Here is a 16,751-nt window from a genome sequence, read left to right as displayed (position 1 = left end):
ACGGGCCCATGGCCTACGACGCAGATGTGATCGTGATCGGAGCGGGCCTCGCGGGGCTCGCCGCGACCGCGGAGCTCGTCGACGCGGGCCGCAAGGTGATTCTCCTCGACCAGGAGCCGGAACAGTCGATCGGTGGCCAGGCCCACTGGTCCTTCGGCGGACTCTTCTTCGTGAACTCGCCCGAGCAGCGCCGGATGCGGATCAAGGACAGTCACGCGCTCGCCCTCCAGGACTGGATGGGCACGGCCGGCTTCGACCGGGCCGAGGACCACTGGCCGCGCCGCTGGGCCGAGGCGTACGTGGACTTCGCGGCCGGTGAGAAGCGGTCCTGGCTGCACCGGCAGGGGGTCCGCTTCTTCCCGGTGGTCGGCTGGGCGGAGCGCGGCGGCTACGACGCCAACGGTCACGGGAACTCCGTGCCGCGCTTCCACATCACGTGGGGGACCGGGCCCGGAGTGGTCGCGCCCTTCGAGCGGCGGGTACGCGCCGGGGTCGCCCGGGGGCTCGTCCAGCTCAAGTTCCGCCACCGGGTGACCGGGCTGTCTCGCAGCGCGGGCACCGTCGACACGGTCACCGGGGAGATCCTGGAGCCGTCCGGCATCGCGCGCGGGCAGGCCAGCAGCCGTACCGTCGCCGGGGCGTTCGAGCTCAAGGCACAGGCGGTGATCGTCACCTCGGGCGGCATCGGCGGCAACCACGACCTGGTCCGCGCGAACTGGCCCGAGCGGCTCGGTACGCCGCCCGAGAAGATGGTCGCGGGCGTCCCCGCGCACGTTGACGGCAAGATGCTCGCGATAGCCGAGGAGACGGGCGCGCACCTCATCAACCGCGACCGCATGTGGCACTACACCGAGGGCATCCAGAACTGGAACCCCATCTGGGAGAACCACGGCATCCGCATCCTGCCGGGCCCGTCCTCCCTCTGGCTGGACGCCCGCGGGAACCGGCTCCCGGTGCCGCTCTTCCCGGGCTTCGACACCCTCGGCACGCTCGAACACATCATGAAGACCGGATACGAGTACACGTGGTTCGTGCTCGACCAGAAGATCATCGGCAAGGAGTTCGCGCTCTCCGGCTCGGAACAGAACCCGGACCTGACCGGCAAGTCGATCAGGGACGTCATCGGCCGGGCGCGCGCCGACGTACCGGGCCCCGTCAAGGCGTTCATGGACAACGGCGCGGACTTCGTCGTCGAGAAGGATCTGGGCGCCCTGGTGCGCGGCATGAACGCTCTGACCAAGGAGCCGCTGATCGACGAGGCCGCGCTGCGCCGCGAGATCGCCGCGCGCGACCGGGAGATCGCGAACCCCTTCACCAAGGACCTCCAGGTGACGTCGATCCGCGGCGCCCGCAACTACCTCGGGGACAAGCTGATCCGTACGGCCACCCCGCACCGCATCCTGGACCCCAAGGCGGGTCCGCTCATCGCCGTCCGCCTCCACATCCTCACCCGCAAGAGCCTGGGCGGCCTCGAGACCGACCTCTCCTCGCGCGTACTGACGGAGGGCGGCGACCCGCTCTCCGGTGTGTACGCGGCAGGCGAGGCGGCCGGCTTCGGCGGTGGCGGAGTCCACGGCTACCGCTCCCTGGAGGGCACCTTCCTCGGGGGCTGCCTCTTCTCCGGCCGCACAGCGGGCCGAGCGGCCGCCCAGGCGGTGAGCTGACCCTCGGAAGAGTCCGGGCCCGACGCCCCGGGCCCGCATCCCGCTCCGGCGGGCCCGGCTCCGCAGGGGACCGTTCCGTGGTCGGGTTTCAGCCGTGACCCGGACTGCGGGGAGCCGGGGTCCGGGCGCGGCTCGACCCCCGCGGGGAGTCGGGCTCGCCCCCGGAGAGAGTCGTCCCACCAGCCTGTTCCCGCCCCGGAGAGCGTGCGAGGGAACATCAACTCTGCGCCATTCAAGGGAAGTTGCATCGTGCAGCGGATCGATCGGGCCTTGACGTAAACCCTCAGCCAAGGGTTTGCTGTGCGTGATCTCCCCTTGACTAGCCGCGTCTGTGAGGAAGCCCCGCGGTGTCGCCACCCCCGCCACCCCCTCCTCCCCTCGGCCGTGGCCGCAAACGCGCGGTCCACGCCTTCGACGCCGCGCTCGACGACACCGAACTCGTCGCCGCGCGCACCTCGTTGGCCCAGGGGCGATGGACCGCGGTGCGCGCGCTGCTCGCCGCCACCGGCGACGACTGGGACCGCCGCGGACACCGCGTCACCGTCCTGGCCCAGGAGCCCGCCGCCCTCGCCTGGGCCCGGGACTGGCAGCTCGCGGAACCCGAGTCCGCCGACGCCGCCGTACTCCTCGCCTGCGCCACCGTCCAGCGCGCCCTGCACGGCAAGGACCGCCCGGAGCGGGCCCGTGAGGCCTGCGACGCCGCCGCCGCGCTCGCGCCCGCCGACCCGACCCCCTGGCTCGGCCTGCTGATACTGGAGCGTGCGCGCGGCAGCGAGGGCGACGTGGTCCGGCTCTTCGACGAGGTGCGCCACCGTTACCCCGAGCACCATCACGCCCACCACCTGATGGTCGCCCGGCTCGCCGAGCGCCGCGCCGAGGCCGGCCAGGACCCTCTCCACGAGGTCTACGACTTCGCGAACTGGGCGGCCGAACAGGCGCCCGCCGACTCTCCGCTCGCGATGCTGCCCGTCGTCGCGCACGCCGAGCGCTATCGCGTGCTGGCCGGCGCCGGCAGCGAGTCCACCGACCCGGCCGCCTCCGGGCACTGGGTCGGACGCCGGGCCCGCCAGGTGATGAAGGCCGCCTTCGACTGGTGGCTGGAGTGGGAGCGCGAGGACCACCCCCGCCGCCACCTCGACCTCAACTTCCTCGCCCACGCCAAGTTCTGCGAGGGCCGGGGCGCCGAGGCCGCCGCCCTGTTCCACCGCATCGGCCCGCACGCCACCCCGGAGCCGTGGTCGTACCCCGACCGCGACCCGTACCAAGCCTTCCGTGCCGCCCGCGACAGCGCCCTCGGCACGGTGTGACCCCACCCACAAGAAGTCGAGAAACCCGAAAGGACGGCCCCGCGATGACGACGGGCAGTTCGAGCACCTCGAGCAGTTCGAACACGGGTAGACCCGCCACGGCCGGTGGCGCCATCAGCACCTTCAAGGGCCAGGACCGCGCCCTGCACGCGGGGCGGCTCGGCACGGGAGGTCTGCTGCTCTCCGTCCTCGCGGCGACCGCCCCCCTCATGGTGGTCGCGGGTGTCATGCCCACCACATTCGCGGTGATGGGCATCGTCGGACAGCCGCTGCTCTTCGTCATCCTCGGCGTGGTGCTGGTGCTCTTCAGCGTCGGGTACGCCGAGATGAGCCGCCACGTCCACAACGCGGGCGCCTTCTACGCCTACGTCGCCCGCGGTCTCGGCGGCACCGCGGGCGCCGGCGCCGCCGCGGTCGCGCTCGTCGCCTACAGCGCCCTGCAGTTCGGCATCTACGGCATCTTCGGCTTCGAGGTCTCCGGGCTGTTCGCCACCTACGCCGACGTCGAGGTCGCCTGGTGGATACCGGCGCTGATCGCCGTCCTCGCCGTCGGCGCGCTCTCCTGGCTGAAGATCGACGTCAACGCGCGGGTCCTGGGCGTCCTCCTGGTCGTCGAGGTGGCGCTCGTCGTCATCTTCGACATCGCCGCCGTCGCCGACCCCGCCAAGGAGGGCCTCTCCCTGCACGCCTTCAACCCGGACACGCTCACCGGGGCGGGCGTCGGCACCGCACTGTGCTTCTGCATCGCGGCCTTCACCGGCTTCGAACAGGCACCGGTGTACGCCGAGGAGACCAGCCGCCCGCACATCCTCGTCCCGCGCGTGATGTTCCTGGCGATCGGCTTCGTCGCCGTCTTCTTCGCGCTCAGCTCCTGGGCGCTGACCGTCGCCGCAGGCCCCTCCGGGATCGTCGGGGCGGCGCAGAAGCAGAGCGCCGGACTGCTGTTCTTCCTCACCGAGTCGCGGCTCGGGGGCACCTTCACCGACGTCCTGCACGTCCTCTTCGTGACCGGCATGTTCGCGGCGCTGCTCAGCTTCCACAACGTCGTCGCGCGGTACGCCTTCGCCATGGGCCGCGAAGGGCTGCTGCCCTCCGCCTTCGGCCGGACCACCGGCACCAGCGGCGCGCCCGGCACCGGCTCGCTGCTGCAGACCGGCGTCTCCGTGATCGTGCTGATCGCGTTCGCCGTGACCGACGACAAGCCCACCGGCGACCCGACCGCGCCCGTGCTGCACCTGTTCACCTGGGCCGGCAACGTCGGCGCGCTCGGCGTCATCCTGCTGATGGCGGCGGCCTCGCTCTCCGTGATCGTCTTCTTCGCCCGCCGCGGCGCCGCCCGCGCCCAGGCCTGGCGCCTGGCCACCTCGGCAATCGCGGCCGTCGCCCTCCTGGTGATCGCGGGCTACACGGTCAAGGACTTCGACATCCTGGTCGGGGCCGGTCCGGACTCCGCGCTCAGCTGGCTGCTGCCCGCCCTGATCGCGGCCGCCCTGGTCGTCGGCCTGGTGCAGGGCCTGGTGCTGCGCTCCCGCAAACCCGAGGCGCACGCCCGTATCGGCCTGGGCAACGAGGCGTTCCAGCTGGACAAGGCGGCGGAGTCCACCCCCTGATCCGGAGCCCCGATACGGGGCTCCTGTTCTGAGAAGCGTGTGAGAAGTGGTTACGGAAGTCTGACGAGCACCCGCTGCCGCTGGCCTCAAGGGGGTCGCGGGTGCTCGTATGGGTGTGTGAACCCTGAACAGTCCCCACGGCGGGGACCGGACCGGCTCCGGGAACGCCCGCCGGAGGACCCGGAAGCCTCCGGCGCGCCCATCGGCCGCCGGCTCCTGCTCGGCACGCTCGGACTCGGCGCCTTCGGCGTGCTGGCCGCGCCCACCCTGCAGCGCGGCCTGGAGTCCCTCTTCGCCGACGACCCCACGGGGCTGACCGGCCTGCTCCCCAACGGCGGCGGTTTCCGCTACTACTCGGTGACCTCCTCCGTCCCGCACAAGGACGCGTCGAACTACCGCCTCACCATCGACGGCCTGGTCGACCACCCCCGCAGCTACACCCTGGCCGACCTGAAGGCCCTGCCGCAGACCCGGATCGTGCACGACGTCCAGTGCGTCACGGGCTGGCGGGTGCCCGGCACCCCCTTCGAAGGCGTACGGCTGTCCCATCTCCTGGACGCCGCCGGGGTCCAGACCAAGGGCCGCGCGATCCGCTTCACCTGCTTCGACGGGGCGTACACCGAGAGCCTCACACTCCAGCAGGCCCGGCGCCCGGACATCCTGGTGGCCCACCGCATGCAGGACAAGCCCCTCGGCCACAACCACGGCGGCCCGGTCCGCCTCTACGTCGCCCCCATGTACTTCTACAAGTCCGCCAAGTGGCTCTCCGGCATCACCGTCACCGAGGACGTCCGTCCCGGGTACTGGGAGGACCGTGGCTACGACGTGGACGCGTGGGTCGGCCGTTCGAACGGACGCGACGATGCACCCACGAGTTGACGACACCCCGACCCTCGCCGCGCCCGCGCCGCGCGTACGGCGCTTCAGCCACGCCGAGCGCTGGGTGCACCGCGTGACCGCCCTGCTGATGGGGATCTGCGTGGCGACGGGGGCGTGCCTGTACCTGCCGATGTTCGCCGAGCTCGTCGGCCGCCGTGAGCTCGTGGTCAGGATCCACGAGTGGGCGGGCCTGATGCTCCCGGTACCGGTCCTGGCGGGCCTGGTCTCCCGCGCCTTCCGCGCGGACCTGGGCCGCCTCAACCGCTGGGGCCCGCACGACCGTACGTGGCTGCGCGCGGCGCTACGACGGGACCGGCACCCTTCGTCCCGACCCGCGGCCAAGTTCAACGCGGGCCAGAAGACCTACGCCGCCTGGATCGCCGGCGCGACCCTGGTCATGCTCGCCACGGGGCTGCTGATGTGGTTCACCCACCTCACCCCCCTGGTGTGGCGCACCTCGGCGACCTTCGTCCACGACTGGCTGGCGCTCACGATCGGTGTCGTCCTCGCGGGCCACATCGGCATGGCCCTCGGCGACCCGGAGGCCCGCCGCGGCCTGCGCACGGGCTCGGTGAGCCGCGAGTGGGCGGAGCGCGAGCATCCCCTCTGGCGGCCCTAGGTCGAGTCTGCCGGGGGCCTGCGGCCCCCGGCACACCGCTAGCCCTGCTGGACCTCGAAGTCCAGCAGCACCTTGCACGAGCGGCCGCGGTCCGCGGCCAGGGTGAACGCCGACTCCGCCGCGGCGAGCGGGACCACCGCGCTGACCAGGGAGTCGAAGCGCGGCTCGGCCGCGAGCAGGACCAGAGCGTCGTCGAACTCCTCGTCGAAGCGGAACGCGCCCCGCAGCTCGATCTCCCGGCTCACCACCAGGTTCCCCGCGAACGGACTCTGGCCCGGCGGCAGCATGCCGAGCTGGACGACGACCCCGCCGCGCCGCACCAGGCGCAGGCAGGTGTCGAGGCCCGCGGCCACCCCGGACGCCTCGACGGCCACGTCGACCTCCGTCGGCCACCCGGGATCGGCGGGATCGTCGGCCCGTACCACCGCGTCCGCGCCCGCCGCGACGGCGTACGACAACGCCTGCGGCAGCAGGTCCGTCACGGTCACCCGGGCCGCGCCCGCGGCCTTCGCGGCGGCCACCACGAGACAGCCGATGGGACCGGCCCCCGTCACCAGGACATGCCGGTCCTTCACCGCACCGGCCCGTCGGACGGCGTGCAGCGCCACCGACAGCGGCTCGGCGAGCGCCGCCCGCCGCAGCGGGAGCCCCGCGGGCAGCTCCCTCAACTGCCGTGCGGGCACCACCACTTGGGCGGCGAACCCGCCCTGCACATGCGGGGTGCGCGCCGCGCTGCCCAGGTAGCGGGTGTCCCGGCAGACGTTCGCCCGCCCGTCGGCGCACTCCGGGCACACCCCGCACGGGGTCGCCGGGTGCACCGCCACGGCCGTACCCGGCGCGGGACCGGTGGCCCCGTCGCCGTACGACAGCACCGTCCCCACGACCTCGTGGCCCAGCACCATCGGCTCGCGCAGCCGGAAGTCCCCGACGCCGCCGTGCCGCCAGTAGTGGAGGTCCGACCCGCACACCCCGCCGTACCGGACGGCGACGAGTGCCTCGCCGGGCCCGGCGGAGGGGACCGGCAGTTCGTCGACCCGCAGGTCACCCTGCCCGTGAATCACACAGCCGAGCATCGTCAGGCCCCTTTCGCCGCGTTCACCGCTTTCACCGCGCGGTCCGCTTCACAGCACACTCGTCATACCGCCGTCGACGTACAGCACCTGCCCGCTCACGAAGTCCGCCGCCGGCGAGGCGAGGAAGAGCACCCCGCCGACCAGGTCCTCCGTACGACCCCACCGGCCGGGGTGCGCCGCCGCACCCAGGCGCTGAACTCCTCGTCGTCGACGAGGGGCTGGGTCAGCTCCGTCTCGATGTAACCGGGGCCGAGCCCGTTCACCTGCACCCCGTACTGCCCCCAGTCCGCGCACATGCCCTTGGTGAGCATCTTCAGCGCGCCCTTGGTGGCCGCGTACGGGGCGATGCCCGGACGGACGACCTCGCTCTGCAACGAGCAGATGTTGACGATCTTGCCGTGGCCGCGTTCCGTCATCCGTCGCGCCGCCTCGCGGCCGACCAGGAACGCGCTGGTCAGGTTGGTGTTCAGGATCCGGTGCCAGTCGGTGTCCGTGAACTCCAGGAGCGGCGCCCGCAGTTGCATGCCCGCGTTGTTGACGAGGATGTCGAGCGGGCCCACCCGGTCCTCGACGTCCGCTATTCCGGCGGCCACCGAGGGGCCGTCCGTGACGTCGAAGACCGCGGTGTGGACGTCGCCGGGCAGCTCCGACGCGGCCTCGGTGAGCCGGTCTGCGTCCCGCCCGTTGAGGACGACCGTGCAGCCCGCCTCCAGGAGCCCGCGGGCGAGCGCGAACCCGATGCCCCGGCTGGAGCCGGTGACCAGGGCCCTGCGACCACTGATGTCGAACAGAGGGTGGCTCATCCCCGTACTCCCGTCTCTCATCCTCGTACCCCTAGATGACCAGCGACAGCAGCAGGACCAGCCCGCCCGCCACCACCGAGATGATCGTCTCCATGACGGACCAGGTCTTGACGGTCTGGCCGACGCTGAGGCCGAAGTACTCCTTGACCAGCCAGAACCCGGCGTCGTTGACGTGGCTGAAGAAGAGCGAGCCGGCGCCGATAGCGAGGACCAGGAGCGAGGTGTGGGTGGTGGACATGTCGGCCGCGAGGGGTGCGACCAGGCCGGCGGCCGAGATGGTGGCGACGGTCGCGGAGCCGGTGGCGAGGCGGATGGCCACCGCGATCAGCCAGGCGAGCAGCAGCGCGGGGATCGACCAGTCCTTGGAGATGTCCAGGATCATCTGGCCCACGCCGGAGTCGATCAGGGTCTGCTTGAAGCCGCCGCCCGCGCCCACGATCAGCAGGATGCCCGCGATGGGGGCGAGGGACTTCTCGACGGTGGTGGAGATGCGGTCCTTGGTGAAGCCGGCCGCGCGGCCGAGGGTGAACATGCCCACGATCACGGCGGCGAGCAGGGCGATCAGCGGGGAGCCGACGATGTCGAAGACGCGCTGCACCATGTGGGTGGGGTCGTCCACGATGATGTCGACCAGTGCCTTGGAGAGCATGAGGACGACCGGGAGGAGCATGGTGGCGAGGGTGGCGCCGAAGCCGGGTCGCTTGTCGAGTTCTTCGGAGGCGCGGGTGGGGATCATGCGGTCGGGGGCCGGGACGTCGACCCAGCGGGCGGCGTAGCGGGAGAAGACCGGGCCCGCGATGATCACGGTCGGGATGGCGACCAGGACGCCGAGGGCGAGCGTGATGCCGAGGTTGGCCTTGACCGCGTCGATGGCGACCAGCGGGCCGGGGTGCGGCGGGATCAGGCCGTGCATCACGGACAGACCGGCCAGTGCGGGGATGCCGATGCGCATCAGGGAGTAGTTGCCGCGCTTGGCGACCATCAGCACGACGGGGATCAGCAGCACGATGCCGACCTCGAAGAACAGCGGCAGACCGATCACCGAGGCGATCAGCACCATCGCCCAGGGCATGGCGCGGCCGCCGGCCTTGGCGAGGATGGTGTCGACGATCTGGTCGGCGCCGCCGGAGTCGGCGAGGAGTTTGCCGAGGATCGCGCCGAGCGCGATGAGGACGCCGACGCCGGCGACGGTGGCGCCGAGGCCGGTGGTGAAGCTGGTGATGGTCTTGTCGAGCGGGGCCCCGGCGAAGGCGCCGAGGGCGAGCGAGCCGATGGTCAGGGCCAGGAATGCGTGCAGCTTGAACTGGGTGATGAGCAGGACGATGACGGCGATGCCCGCCAGCACGGCGATGCCCAGCTGAGCATGGCCCGCTGAGGTGATCGGCTCGACGGTGTCCGCTGCCAGCATCTCGACGCTGAGTCTGGTCACGGTGGTCCCTTGCTTGAGAAACGTACGTGGGGAAGGTGTTACAGAGAGGGCTGGGCAAGCCCCTGGAGTGCGGCCACGGCCCGTTCGGTGATCTCCCCGGGGTCGCCGGAGACGTCCACGGAGACACCCGCCTCGTCCGCTTCCAGCGGCTGGAGGGTGGCGAACTGCGAGTCCAGCAGCGCCGTCGGCATGAAGTGCCCCTGACGGTGCGACATCCGGTCCTCGATGAGCGCGCGGTCACCGGTCAGATGGACGAAGACGACCCCGGGCGCCTCGGCCCGCAGTCGGTCGCGATAGCTGCGCTTGAGCGCCGAACTGCTGACCACTCCGCCGAGCCCGTGCCGGTCGTGCGCCCAACGGCCGATGGCATCCAGCCACGGCCATCGGTCCTCGTCCGTCAGCGGGGTCCCGGCCGACATCTTGGCGATGTTGGCCTGCGGGTGGAAGTCGTCGCCCTCGGCGTACGGAACGCCGAGCCGGGCCGCAAGCAGGGGACCGATGGTGGTCTTGCCGGTGCCTGCGACGCCCATGACCACGACGACATGGGGGGTGCGCACTTGCTGCATCGTGCTCTCACTGTCTTCGTCGACATCTGATGTCGACGACACTGAAACTCATTAGGTACGACGAATTCAAGAGTGTGTGACATATAAGTCTGACTTTTTGTTCCAGGACTCCGCCTCGTACGCTGACCCCATGACCACACGGGGCCGGGGGCTGCACGGACAGGTACTGGAATCCCTCGGGCCGGCGATCACGGCGGGCGAGTACCCGCCGGGGAGCGTGCTGCGCACCGACGAACTCGCGCAGCGCTTCGAGGTGTCACGCTCCGTGATGCGCGAGGCGGTCAGGGTGCTGGAGTCCATGTACCTGGTCGAGTCCCGCCGCCGCGTCGGCGTCACGGTCCGCCCCAAGGCGGAATGGAACGTGTTCGACCCTCAGGTCATCCGCTGGCGGCTGGCCGGCGCCGACCGCCCCCACCAGCTGCGTTCGCTCACCGTGCTGCGCTCCGCCGTCGAACCGATCGCCGCGGGCCTGTCCGCCCGGCACGCCACCGCCGCGCAGTGCGCGGAGCTCACCGAGTGCGCCCTCGGCATGGTGGCCAACTCACGCGGCCACAAGCTGGAGGAGTACCTCGTCCACGACATGGCCTTCCACCGGGTGATCCTCAACGCCTCCGGGAACGAGATGTTCGCCCGTCTCGGTGACGTGGTCGCCGAGGTCCTCGCGGGCCGCACCCACCACGAGGTGATGTTCGAGGACCCCGACCCGGCCGCCGTCACCCTGCACGTCCAGGTCGCGGAGGCGGTCCGCGCGGGCGACGCGTCCCGCGCCGAGGAACTCACCCGCCAGATCACGGTCGGCGCGCTCCAGGAACTGGACATCCTCGCGCCGTAGGCGTCCTACCCCAGGAAGTCGCCGTCGACGTACACCCAGGCCCCGTCGACCCGCTCGAACCGGCTCCGCTCGTGCAGCGAACCGCCCCGGTAGGAGGCCCGGAAGGTCACGGTCCCCACGGAGTGGAAGGCCGACCCCTGCCCCGTGTCGAGGATCTCCAGACCCGTCCACCGCATCCCCGGATCGAAGTCGACCCGCGCCGGCCGTGTCCGCGGATGCCAGGTCCGCAGCAGATACCCCTCGTCCTCCTTGACGAAGGCGCAGTACCGCGACCGCATCAGACGCTCCGCGGTCGGCGCGAGCGCCTCACCGCGGTGGAAGCGCCCACAGCACCGCGCGTACGGCTCGGGCAGCCCGCACGGGCAGCTACGACTGGTCATGACCGCCATTCTCTCCCGGCCCGGAGGGGCCTCTCTCCCCGCCCGGAGGGTCCCTACGCCGAGTCGGCGTTGGTCGGTGGGTACGTCGGGCGGGCCGGCATCGGCGCGACCGGTACGGTCAGGGTGGGCAGCGGCGGCAGCTTCGCCGTACGCAGCCAGGCCCCGAACAGGTCGTCCAGCGGCTCGGCCGAGTACCGGGCGGCATGCGCGGTGAACGCCGCCGTGGTGACCGCGCCGCCCCGGTGCAGGGCGGCCCAGCCGCGCAGCATACGGAAGAAGGCGTCGTCGCCCATCGCGCAGCGCAGCGCGTGCAGGGTGAGTCCGCCGCGCTCGTAGAGCCGGTCGTCGAACATCAGCTTGCGGCCCGGGTCGGACAGCACCAGGTCCTTCGGCTGCCCGGACAGCTTGCGGTGCGCGAGAGCGGCCAACTGCTGGGCCGTACGGCCTCCCGACCGCTCCGACCACAGCCACTCGGCGTACTTCGCGAAGCCCTCGTTCAGCCAGATGTGCCGCCAGTCCGCGATGGACACGCTGTTGCCGAACCACTGGTGCGCCAGCTCGTGCGCGACCAGCCGCTCCGAACCCCGCGCCCCGTCCACGTGGTTGGCGCCGAACAGCGACAACCCCTGTGCCTCGACGGGGACATCGAGCTCCTCCTCGGTCACCACGACGGCGTATTCGCCGAACGGATACGGCCCGAAGATCTGCTCGAACAGCTCCATCATCGCGGGCTGCCGCGCGAAGTCCCGGGAGAACGCGGCGAGCAGGTGCGCGGGCAGATGCCCCGTCTGCGGTACGCCGCCGAGCCCGGGGTCGCCGAGCAGCACCGTCTGGTACTTCCCGATCGACAGCCCGACCAGATAGCTGGAGGTCGGCGCCGCCTGCTCGTACACCCAGGTCGTCGTCGACGCCTTCGTCGTGCGGGTGAGCAGCCGGCCGCCCGCCACCACCGAGTACGCCGACGGCGTCGTGATCGAGATCTGGTACGAGGCCTTGTCGGCGGGGCGGTCGTTGCACGGGTACCAGGAGGGAGCGCCGATCGGCTGGCTCGCCACCAACGCCCCGTCCTCCAGCTCCTCCCAGCCGAGCTCGCCCCAGGGGCTGGGGACCGGCTTGGGGTTGCCCGACCAGTGCACCTCCACGGTGAACGCTGCCCCGGCCCGTATCGGCTTCGGCGGGCGGATGCGCAACCGGCCGCCCCGGTGCGTGTAGTGCGGTGCCTTGCCGTCGACCCGGACCCGGCCGATCCGGAAGTCGGCCAGGTTCAGCTGGAACTCGGTGAGTGGAGCCCGGCCCGCTATGGCGTTGAGCCGCGCGGTGCCCGACAGCCGGTTGGGGCCGGGGCGGTAGTCCAGCGCGAGCTCATACCGGTGTACCCGGTAACGGGGATCACCGTTGGCCGGGAAGTACGGGTCCGAACCCACTGTCTGCTGAACGCTCACGCTTGCGTCTGCTCCCTGCGCTGTGCTCGTACGACGTGCCGGTGCACCGTCCCCGGACGCCGTACGGGCCGCGCCTAGGAACGCCATGCCTCGATCGGGTTGCCCAGCCAGCGGGTGTCGTCGGGGACGGATTCCGCCGCCATGACGAGCGACGCGGGTCCCAGCGTGCTGCGCGCCCCGACTGTGCTGCCGGGAAGGACGATTCCGCCCGGGCCCAGAGTGGCGCCCTCACGGAGGACAACAGTATCCGTCCGCAAGATCCGGTCGTGGAAGAGGTGGGTCTGCAGGACACAGCCCCGGTTGACCGTGGTCGCGTCCTCCAGGGTCACCAGGTCCGTCTCGGGTAGCCAGTAGCTCTCGATCCATGCGCCCTTGCCGATATGGGCGCCGAGGCCGCGCAGCCACGCCGTCATCAGCGGCGTACCGGGCACGGATCCGGCCAGCCACGGCACGGCGACGACCTCGACGAAGGTGTCCGCCAGCTCGTTGCGCCACACGAAACCGCTCCACAGCGGGTGCTCGCCCGCCCGGTGCCGGCCCACCAGCAGCCACTTCGCCACGATGGACGTCAGGCAGGCCAGCACACCGACGCCCAGGAACACGATTCCGGCCAGCAGCGGCGCCCAGACGCCCAGCGCGCTCAGCGCGGCGACGGTCAGCACCGCCAGCGCCGCCGAGCAGAACACCGGCACGATCCGGCACAGCTCCACGAGGGCCCGCGCCCACAGCAGCCGCGCGGGCGGGTCGTAGGTACGGCTCTGATCGCCGTCCTGCGTCGAGCGCGGCAGCTTCACCGGCGGCAGACCCAGGTACGAGCTGCCCTTCTTCGCCTTCTTCGGGGTCGCCGACAGCACCCCGACCAGCCCGCCGTCCGGCACGCTGCGGCCCGGCCCGGTCATCCCGGAGTTGCCCAGGAAGGCCCGGCGGCCGATCTCGGCACGCCCGATCCGCATCCAGCCGCCGCCCAGCTCGTACGGCGCGGTGAGGGTGTCGTCGGCGAGGAAGGCGCCCTCGCCCACGGTGGTGAGACTCGGCAGGGCGAGGACGGTGGAGACCTCGGCACCCCGGCCGATCTTCATACCGAGCAGCCGCAGCCACACCGGCGTGATCAGCCCGGCGTACAGCGGGAACAGCGTGTCGCGCGAGCGGTCCATCAACTGTGTGACGGTCCAGGCCTGCCAGCCGATCCGGCTGTGTGTCGGGTACGTGCCTTCGCGCAGGCCCAGGCTGAGCAGACGCACGCCGACCAGGAGCAGCAGCGCGTACGCGAGCCCGAAGGCGAGCGTGGCCGGGACCAGTGCGAGCGCCGCGCCGCGCAGGGCCGCACCGAGCCCGGCGTCCGCGCTCACGAACAGATGAGCCACCAGGAGCGCGGCTGCGGCGGAGAGGACAGGCAGTGCGGTCAGCCCGAAACCGGTCGCGCCGTACATCGCCCGCCAGTACGTACCCCGGCGCGGACGCTCCTTGGGCCAGGCACGCTTCGCCTTGCCGAGCTTGCCGGCGGGCGCTCCGGCCCAGCGCTGCCCGGTGGGGATCTGCCCGGCGACCGCCGAGCCCGGCGCCACCTCGGCCCGCTTGCCGACCCGCGCGCCCGGGAAGAGGATGCTGCGCGTCCCGACCACCGCACCGGCGCCGACCTTGACCTGCCCGATCTCCAGCCGGTCACCGTCCAGCCAGTACCCCGACAGGTCCACCTCGGACTCGACGGCGGCACCCCGGCCCAGCTTGAGCATGCCGGTCACCGGCGGCAGCGAGTGCAGATCGACGTCCGCGCCGACCTTGGCGCCCAGGGCACGCGCGTACCGCTCCAGCCAGGACCCGGTCAGCGAGGCCGCGCCACTGAACTCGGCCAGCCGCTCGGCGGTCCACAGCCGCAGATGCACACGTCCGCCGCGCGGATAGCGCCCGGGCTTCACCCGGCGCAGCAGCAGCCGCGCCCCACCCGCCGCGATCGCGAGCCGCCCCGGCGGGCTGTAGAGCACGACAGCGCTGGCACCGACGAGCCACCACGGGGCGCTCGGCGCCCAGGGGTAGGGACCGAACCAGTGCAGTACGTTCCCGAGCGCGGCCAGCGCCACGGTCCAGCGCAGCCCCATCAGCGTGAACAGGGGTATCAGCAGGAACAGCTGGGCCACCTTGGCGCGCAGCGGCACCGGGGCGATCACCCGATCGCCGCCGTCGTCCTGCGCGGACTTCTCCAGGTGCCGGGCCAGCTTCCGCAGGACGGGCTGCTGGTAGATGTCGAGCACGGCGGCGCTGGGGTAGCGGGTGCGCAGCCGGGTGGTGAGCTGGGCGGCGGCGAGGCTGCCACCGCCGATCGCGAAGAAGTCGTCGGACCCGCTGCCGACCGGGATGCCGAGGACTTCGCTCCACTGCTCGGCGAGCCAGGCCTCGGTGCCGTAGAGCTGTTCCTTCGCACCGCCGGTCTCCAGGCCCTCCAGGGGCCAGGGAAGCGCGTCGCGGTCGACCTTGCCCGAGGTACGGGTCGGCAGGTCCGCGACCGGGGCGAGCAGCGGGACTAGGGCCGCGGGCAGTTCGGCGCGCAGCTTCTCGACGGCGGCGGCCTGGTCCCAGCCCTCCTGCGTGACGACATAGCCGACGAGCAACTGGTTGCCGCTGCGGGCGGTCCGGACGGCGGCGGCGGCGCCCGCCACACCGGGGAGCGCCTGGAGCGCCGTGTCGACCTCGCCGAGCTCGATGCGGCGCCCGCCGAGCTTGATCTGCTCGTCGGCCCGCCCGAGGAAGATCAGCCCCTCCGGCTCGGCCTTGACGAGGTCACCACTGCGGTACGCCCGCTCCCAGCCGAGCGACTGAAGCGGCGCGTACTTCTCCGCGTCCTTCTCGGCGTCGAGATACCGGGCGAGCCCGACCCCGCCGATCACCAGCTGGCCGCTGTCGCCCATGGCCACGGGCTCGCCGGCCTCGTCGACCACGGCCAGCTCCCAGCCGTTCAGCGGCAGCCCGATCCGGATCGGCTCCTCGCCGGTCAAGAGGGAGGCACAGGCGACGACGGTCGCCTCGGTGGGCCCGTAGGTGTTCCACACCTCGCGGCCCTCGGTCACCAGCCGCTGGACCAGCTCGGGCGGGCAGGCCTCACCGCCGAAGATCAGCAGTCGTACGTCGGCCAGGGCCTCCGGCTCCCAGAGCGCGGCGAGCGTCGGCACGGTCGAGACGACGCTGATCTCCTGCTCGACCAGCCAGGGCCCCAGGTCGGCGCCGCTGCGCACCTGGGAGCGCGGCACGGGTACCAGGCAGGCGCCGTAGCGCCAGGCCAGCCACATCTCCTCGCAGGAGGCGTCGAAGGCGACGGACAGGCCCGCCATGACCCGGTCACCGGGCCCGATCGGGTCCTCGGTGAGGAACAGCTCCGCCTCGGCGTCGACGAACGCGGCGGCGCTGCGGTGACTGACGGCCACGCCCTTGGGCTTGCCCGTGGACCCGGAGGTGAAGATGATCCAGGCGTCGTGCTCGACACCGGGCCGCGCGGCGGGCACCTCGGAGGTGCCGTTGACGGTCAGCCGGTGCCCGGCCCCGATGACGGCCCGCACCTCCGCCTCGCCGAAGACCAGCTCGGCCCGCTCATCGGGGTCCTCGGCGTCCACCGGCACATAGGCCGCGCCCGCGGCCAGTACGGCGAGGATGGCGACGTACAGCTCGTTGGTGCCGGAGGGGACGCGGACGCCGACCCGGTCGCCGAGGCCCACCCCGGCGTCGCTCAGCCGCCGCCGCAGGGCCTCGACCTCGCCGGCCAGGGCGCGGTAGGTGAGGACCCGGTGGCCGTCGTCGAGGGCGGGCTCGTCGGGGTGGGCCCGGACGGTGGCGTCGAGGATGTCGACCAGCGTGCGCGGCGAGGCGGCGACGGAGGCGGAGAAGCGCGCCGGGTCGCCGAACTCCGCGCGCACCTCCTCGTCGAACAGCGCGAGTGCGGGGCCTTGCTCGAGGGCTGCCATCGGGTCCTCACGTGTTGTTCCCGGAGCGTCCGGGGAGCTGGTGGGCCCGCAGGTATGCCTGGGGATGTTCCGGTCCAGCTCCGAACAAGCCTTGAATTTTAGTACGACGCTAGTCGCGTACCTGGTCATCAGCCATGTGAGGAGGCCGTACGAGGGCACCGGAACCACTGATTCCGGCGTGGTGACGGTGCTCTGAC

At 72.0% G+C, this 16,751-nt stretch carries 12 protein-coding genes and 1 pseudogene; 6 read left to right on the top strand and 7 right to left on the bottom strand.

What is annotated here, in order from left to right:
• Nucleotides 1-8: 8 nt before the first annotated feature.
• The 5 genes from KVT44_RS07285 to KVT44_RS07265 all read left to right on the top strand — a co-directional run bounded on the left by KVT44_RS07285 (nt 9) and on the right by KVT44_RS07265 (nt 6,079).
• Nucleotides 9-1,664 carry an FAD-binding dehydrogenase gene (locus KVT44_RS07285; RefSeq protein ID WP_217566434.1) on the top strand — a complete coding sequence of 552 codons (1,656 nt, stop codon included), beginning with the start codon at nt 9-11 and terminating at the stop codon, nt 1,662-1,664.
• 347 nt (nt 1,665-2,011) lie between these two features.
• Entirely contained in the window at nt 2,012-2,971 is a 960-nt protein-coding gene (locus KVT44_RS07280; RefSeq protein WP_097284013.1) for a hypothetical protein, read from the top strand.
• 44 nt (nt 2,972-3,015) lie between these two features.
• A complete protein-coding gene (locus KVT44_RS07275; protein WP_217566433.1) occupies nt 3,016-4,581 on the top strand; it encodes an APC family permease in 1,566 nt (521 codons plus the stop codon).
• Between the two features lie 201 nt (nt 4,582-4,782).
• On the top strand, nt 4,783-5,460 hold the full coding sequence (locus KVT44_RS07270) for a molybdopterin-dependent oxidoreductase (protein WP_229888938.1): 678 nt from the start codon (nt 4,783-4,785) through the stop codon (nt 5,458-5,460).
• The gene (locus tag KVT44_RS07265) at nt 5,444-6,079 is read left to right on the top strand and encodes a cytochrome b/b6 domain-containing protein (protein ID WP_217566432.1); all 636 of its coding nucleotides are present in this window, start codon (nt 5,444-5,446) and stop codon (nt 6,077-6,079) included. The genes KVT44_RS07270 and KVT44_RS07265 overlap by 17 nt, the downstream gene beginning before the upstream one ends.
• Before the next feature lie 38 nt (nt 6,080-6,117).
• Here the strand turns inward: KVT44_RS07265 and KVT44_RS07260 are convergent, their stop codons facing one another.
• From KVT44_RS07260 to KVT44_RS07245, 4 genes and pseudogenes are all read right to left on the bottom strand, one after another.
• Nucleotides 6,118-7,152 (bottom strand): L-idonate 5-dehydrogenase, encoded by a 1,035-nt coding sequence (locus KVT44_RS07260; protein ID WP_217566431.1) that lies wholly within the window; start codon nt 7,150-7,152, stop codon nt 6,118-6,120.
• Nucleotides 7,153-7,200: 48 nt separating this feature from the next.
• Nucleotides 7,201-7,955: pseudogene (locus tag KVT44_RS07255) on the bottom strand (SDR family oxidoreductase).
• A 31-nt stretch (nt 7,956-7,986) separates the two neighbouring features.
• Nucleotides 7,987-9,384, bottom strand: a complete 1,398-nt coding sequence (locus tag KVT44_RS07250) for a gluconate:H+ symporter (protein ID WP_075027728.1) — start codon at nt 9,382-9,384, stop codon at nt 7,987-7,989.
• A gap of 38 nt (nt 9,385-9,422) precedes the next feature.
• Nucleotides 9,423-9,950: a gluconokinase gene (locus tag KVT44_RS07245; RefSeq protein ID WP_099923523.1), complete on the bottom strand. Its 528-nt coding sequence runs from the start codon at nt 9,948-9,950 to the stop codon at nt 9,423-9,425.
• A 130-nt stretch (nt 9,951-10,080) separates the two neighbouring features.
• Between KVT44_RS07245 and KVT44_RS07240 the strand changes: the two genes are divergently transcribed.
• Nucleotides 10,081-10,782: a FadR/GntR family transcriptional regulator gene (locus KVT44_RS07240; RefSeq protein WP_099925775.1), complete on the top strand. Its 702-nt coding sequence runs from the start codon at nt 10,081-10,083 to the stop codon at nt 10,780-10,782.
• 5 nt (nt 10,783-10,787) lie between these two features.
• Here the strand turns inward: KVT44_RS07240 and KVT44_RS07235 are convergent, their stop codons facing one another.
• The 3 genes from KVT44_RS07235 to KVT44_RS07225 all read right to left on the bottom strand — a co-directional run bounded on the left by KVT44_RS07235 (nt 10,788) and on the right by KVT44_RS07225 (nt 16,554).
• The gene (locus KVT44_RS07235; RefSeq protein WP_180293057.1) at nt 10,788-11,162 is read right to left on the bottom strand and encodes a YchJ family protein; all 375 of its coding nucleotides are present in this window, start codon (nt 11,160-11,162) and stop codon (nt 10,788-10,790) included.
• Nucleotides 11,163-11,215: 53 nt separating this feature from the next.
• Nucleotides 11,216-12,604 (bottom strand): M1 family metallopeptidase, encoded by a 1,389-nt coding sequence (locus KVT44_RS07230; RefSeq protein ID WP_308313925.1) that lies wholly within the window; start codon nt 12,602-12,604, stop codon nt 11,216-11,218.
• Nucleotides 12,605-12,678: 74 nt separating this feature from the next.
• Nucleotides 12,679-16,554 (bottom strand): Pls/PosA family non-ribosomal peptide synthetase, encoded by a 3,876-nt coding sequence (locus tag KVT44_RS07225; RefSeq protein ID WP_217566429.1) that lies wholly within the window; start codon nt 16,552-16,554, stop codon nt 12,679-12,681.
• Nucleotides 16,555-16,751: the final 197 nt, after the last annotated feature.

Origin of the sequence: Streptomyces sp. GbtcB7, from assembly GCF_019091445.1 — a bacterium.
Lineage (GTDB): Bacteria > Actinomycetota > Actinomycetes > Streptomycetales > Streptomycetaceae > Streptomyces > Streptomyces mirabilis.
Note: the sequence above shows the minus strand (reverse complement) of the source record. Positions and strands in the feature narration are given on the sequence as shown.

Coding starts and splice junctions, on each gene's coding strand:
- KVT44_RS07275 (WP_217566433.1), top strand. CDS start 3,016: ATGACGACGGGCAGTTCGAGCACCTCGAGCAGTTCGAACACGGGTAGA.
- KVT44_RS07225 (WP_217566429.1), bottom strand. CDS start 16,554: ATGGCAGCCCTCGAGCAAGGCCCCGCACTCGCGCTGTTCGACGAGGAG.
- KVT44_RS07245 (WP_099923523.1), bottom strand. CDS start 9,950: ATGCAGCAAGTGCGCACCCCCCATGTCGTCGTGGTCATGGGCGTCGCA.
- KVT44_RS07260 (WP_217566431.1), bottom strand. CDS start 7,152: ATGCTCGGCTGTGTGATTCACGGGCAGGGTGACCTGCGGGTCGACGAA.
- KVT44_RS07235 (WP_180293057.1), bottom strand. CDS start 11,162: ATGACCAGTCGTAGCTGCCCGTGCGGGCTGCCCGAGCCGTACGCGCGG.
- KVT44_RS07265 (WP_217566432.1), top strand. CDS start 5,444: ATGCACCCACGAGTTGACGACACCCCGACCCTCGCCGCGCCCGCGCCG.
- KVT44_RS07285 (WP_217566434.1), top strand. CDS start 9: ATGGCCTACGACGCAGATGTGATCGTGATCGGAGCGGGCCTCGCGGGG.
- KVT44_RS07240 (WP_099925775.1), top strand. CDS start 10,081: ATGACCACACGGGGCCGGGGGCTGCACGGACAGGTACTGGAATCCCTC.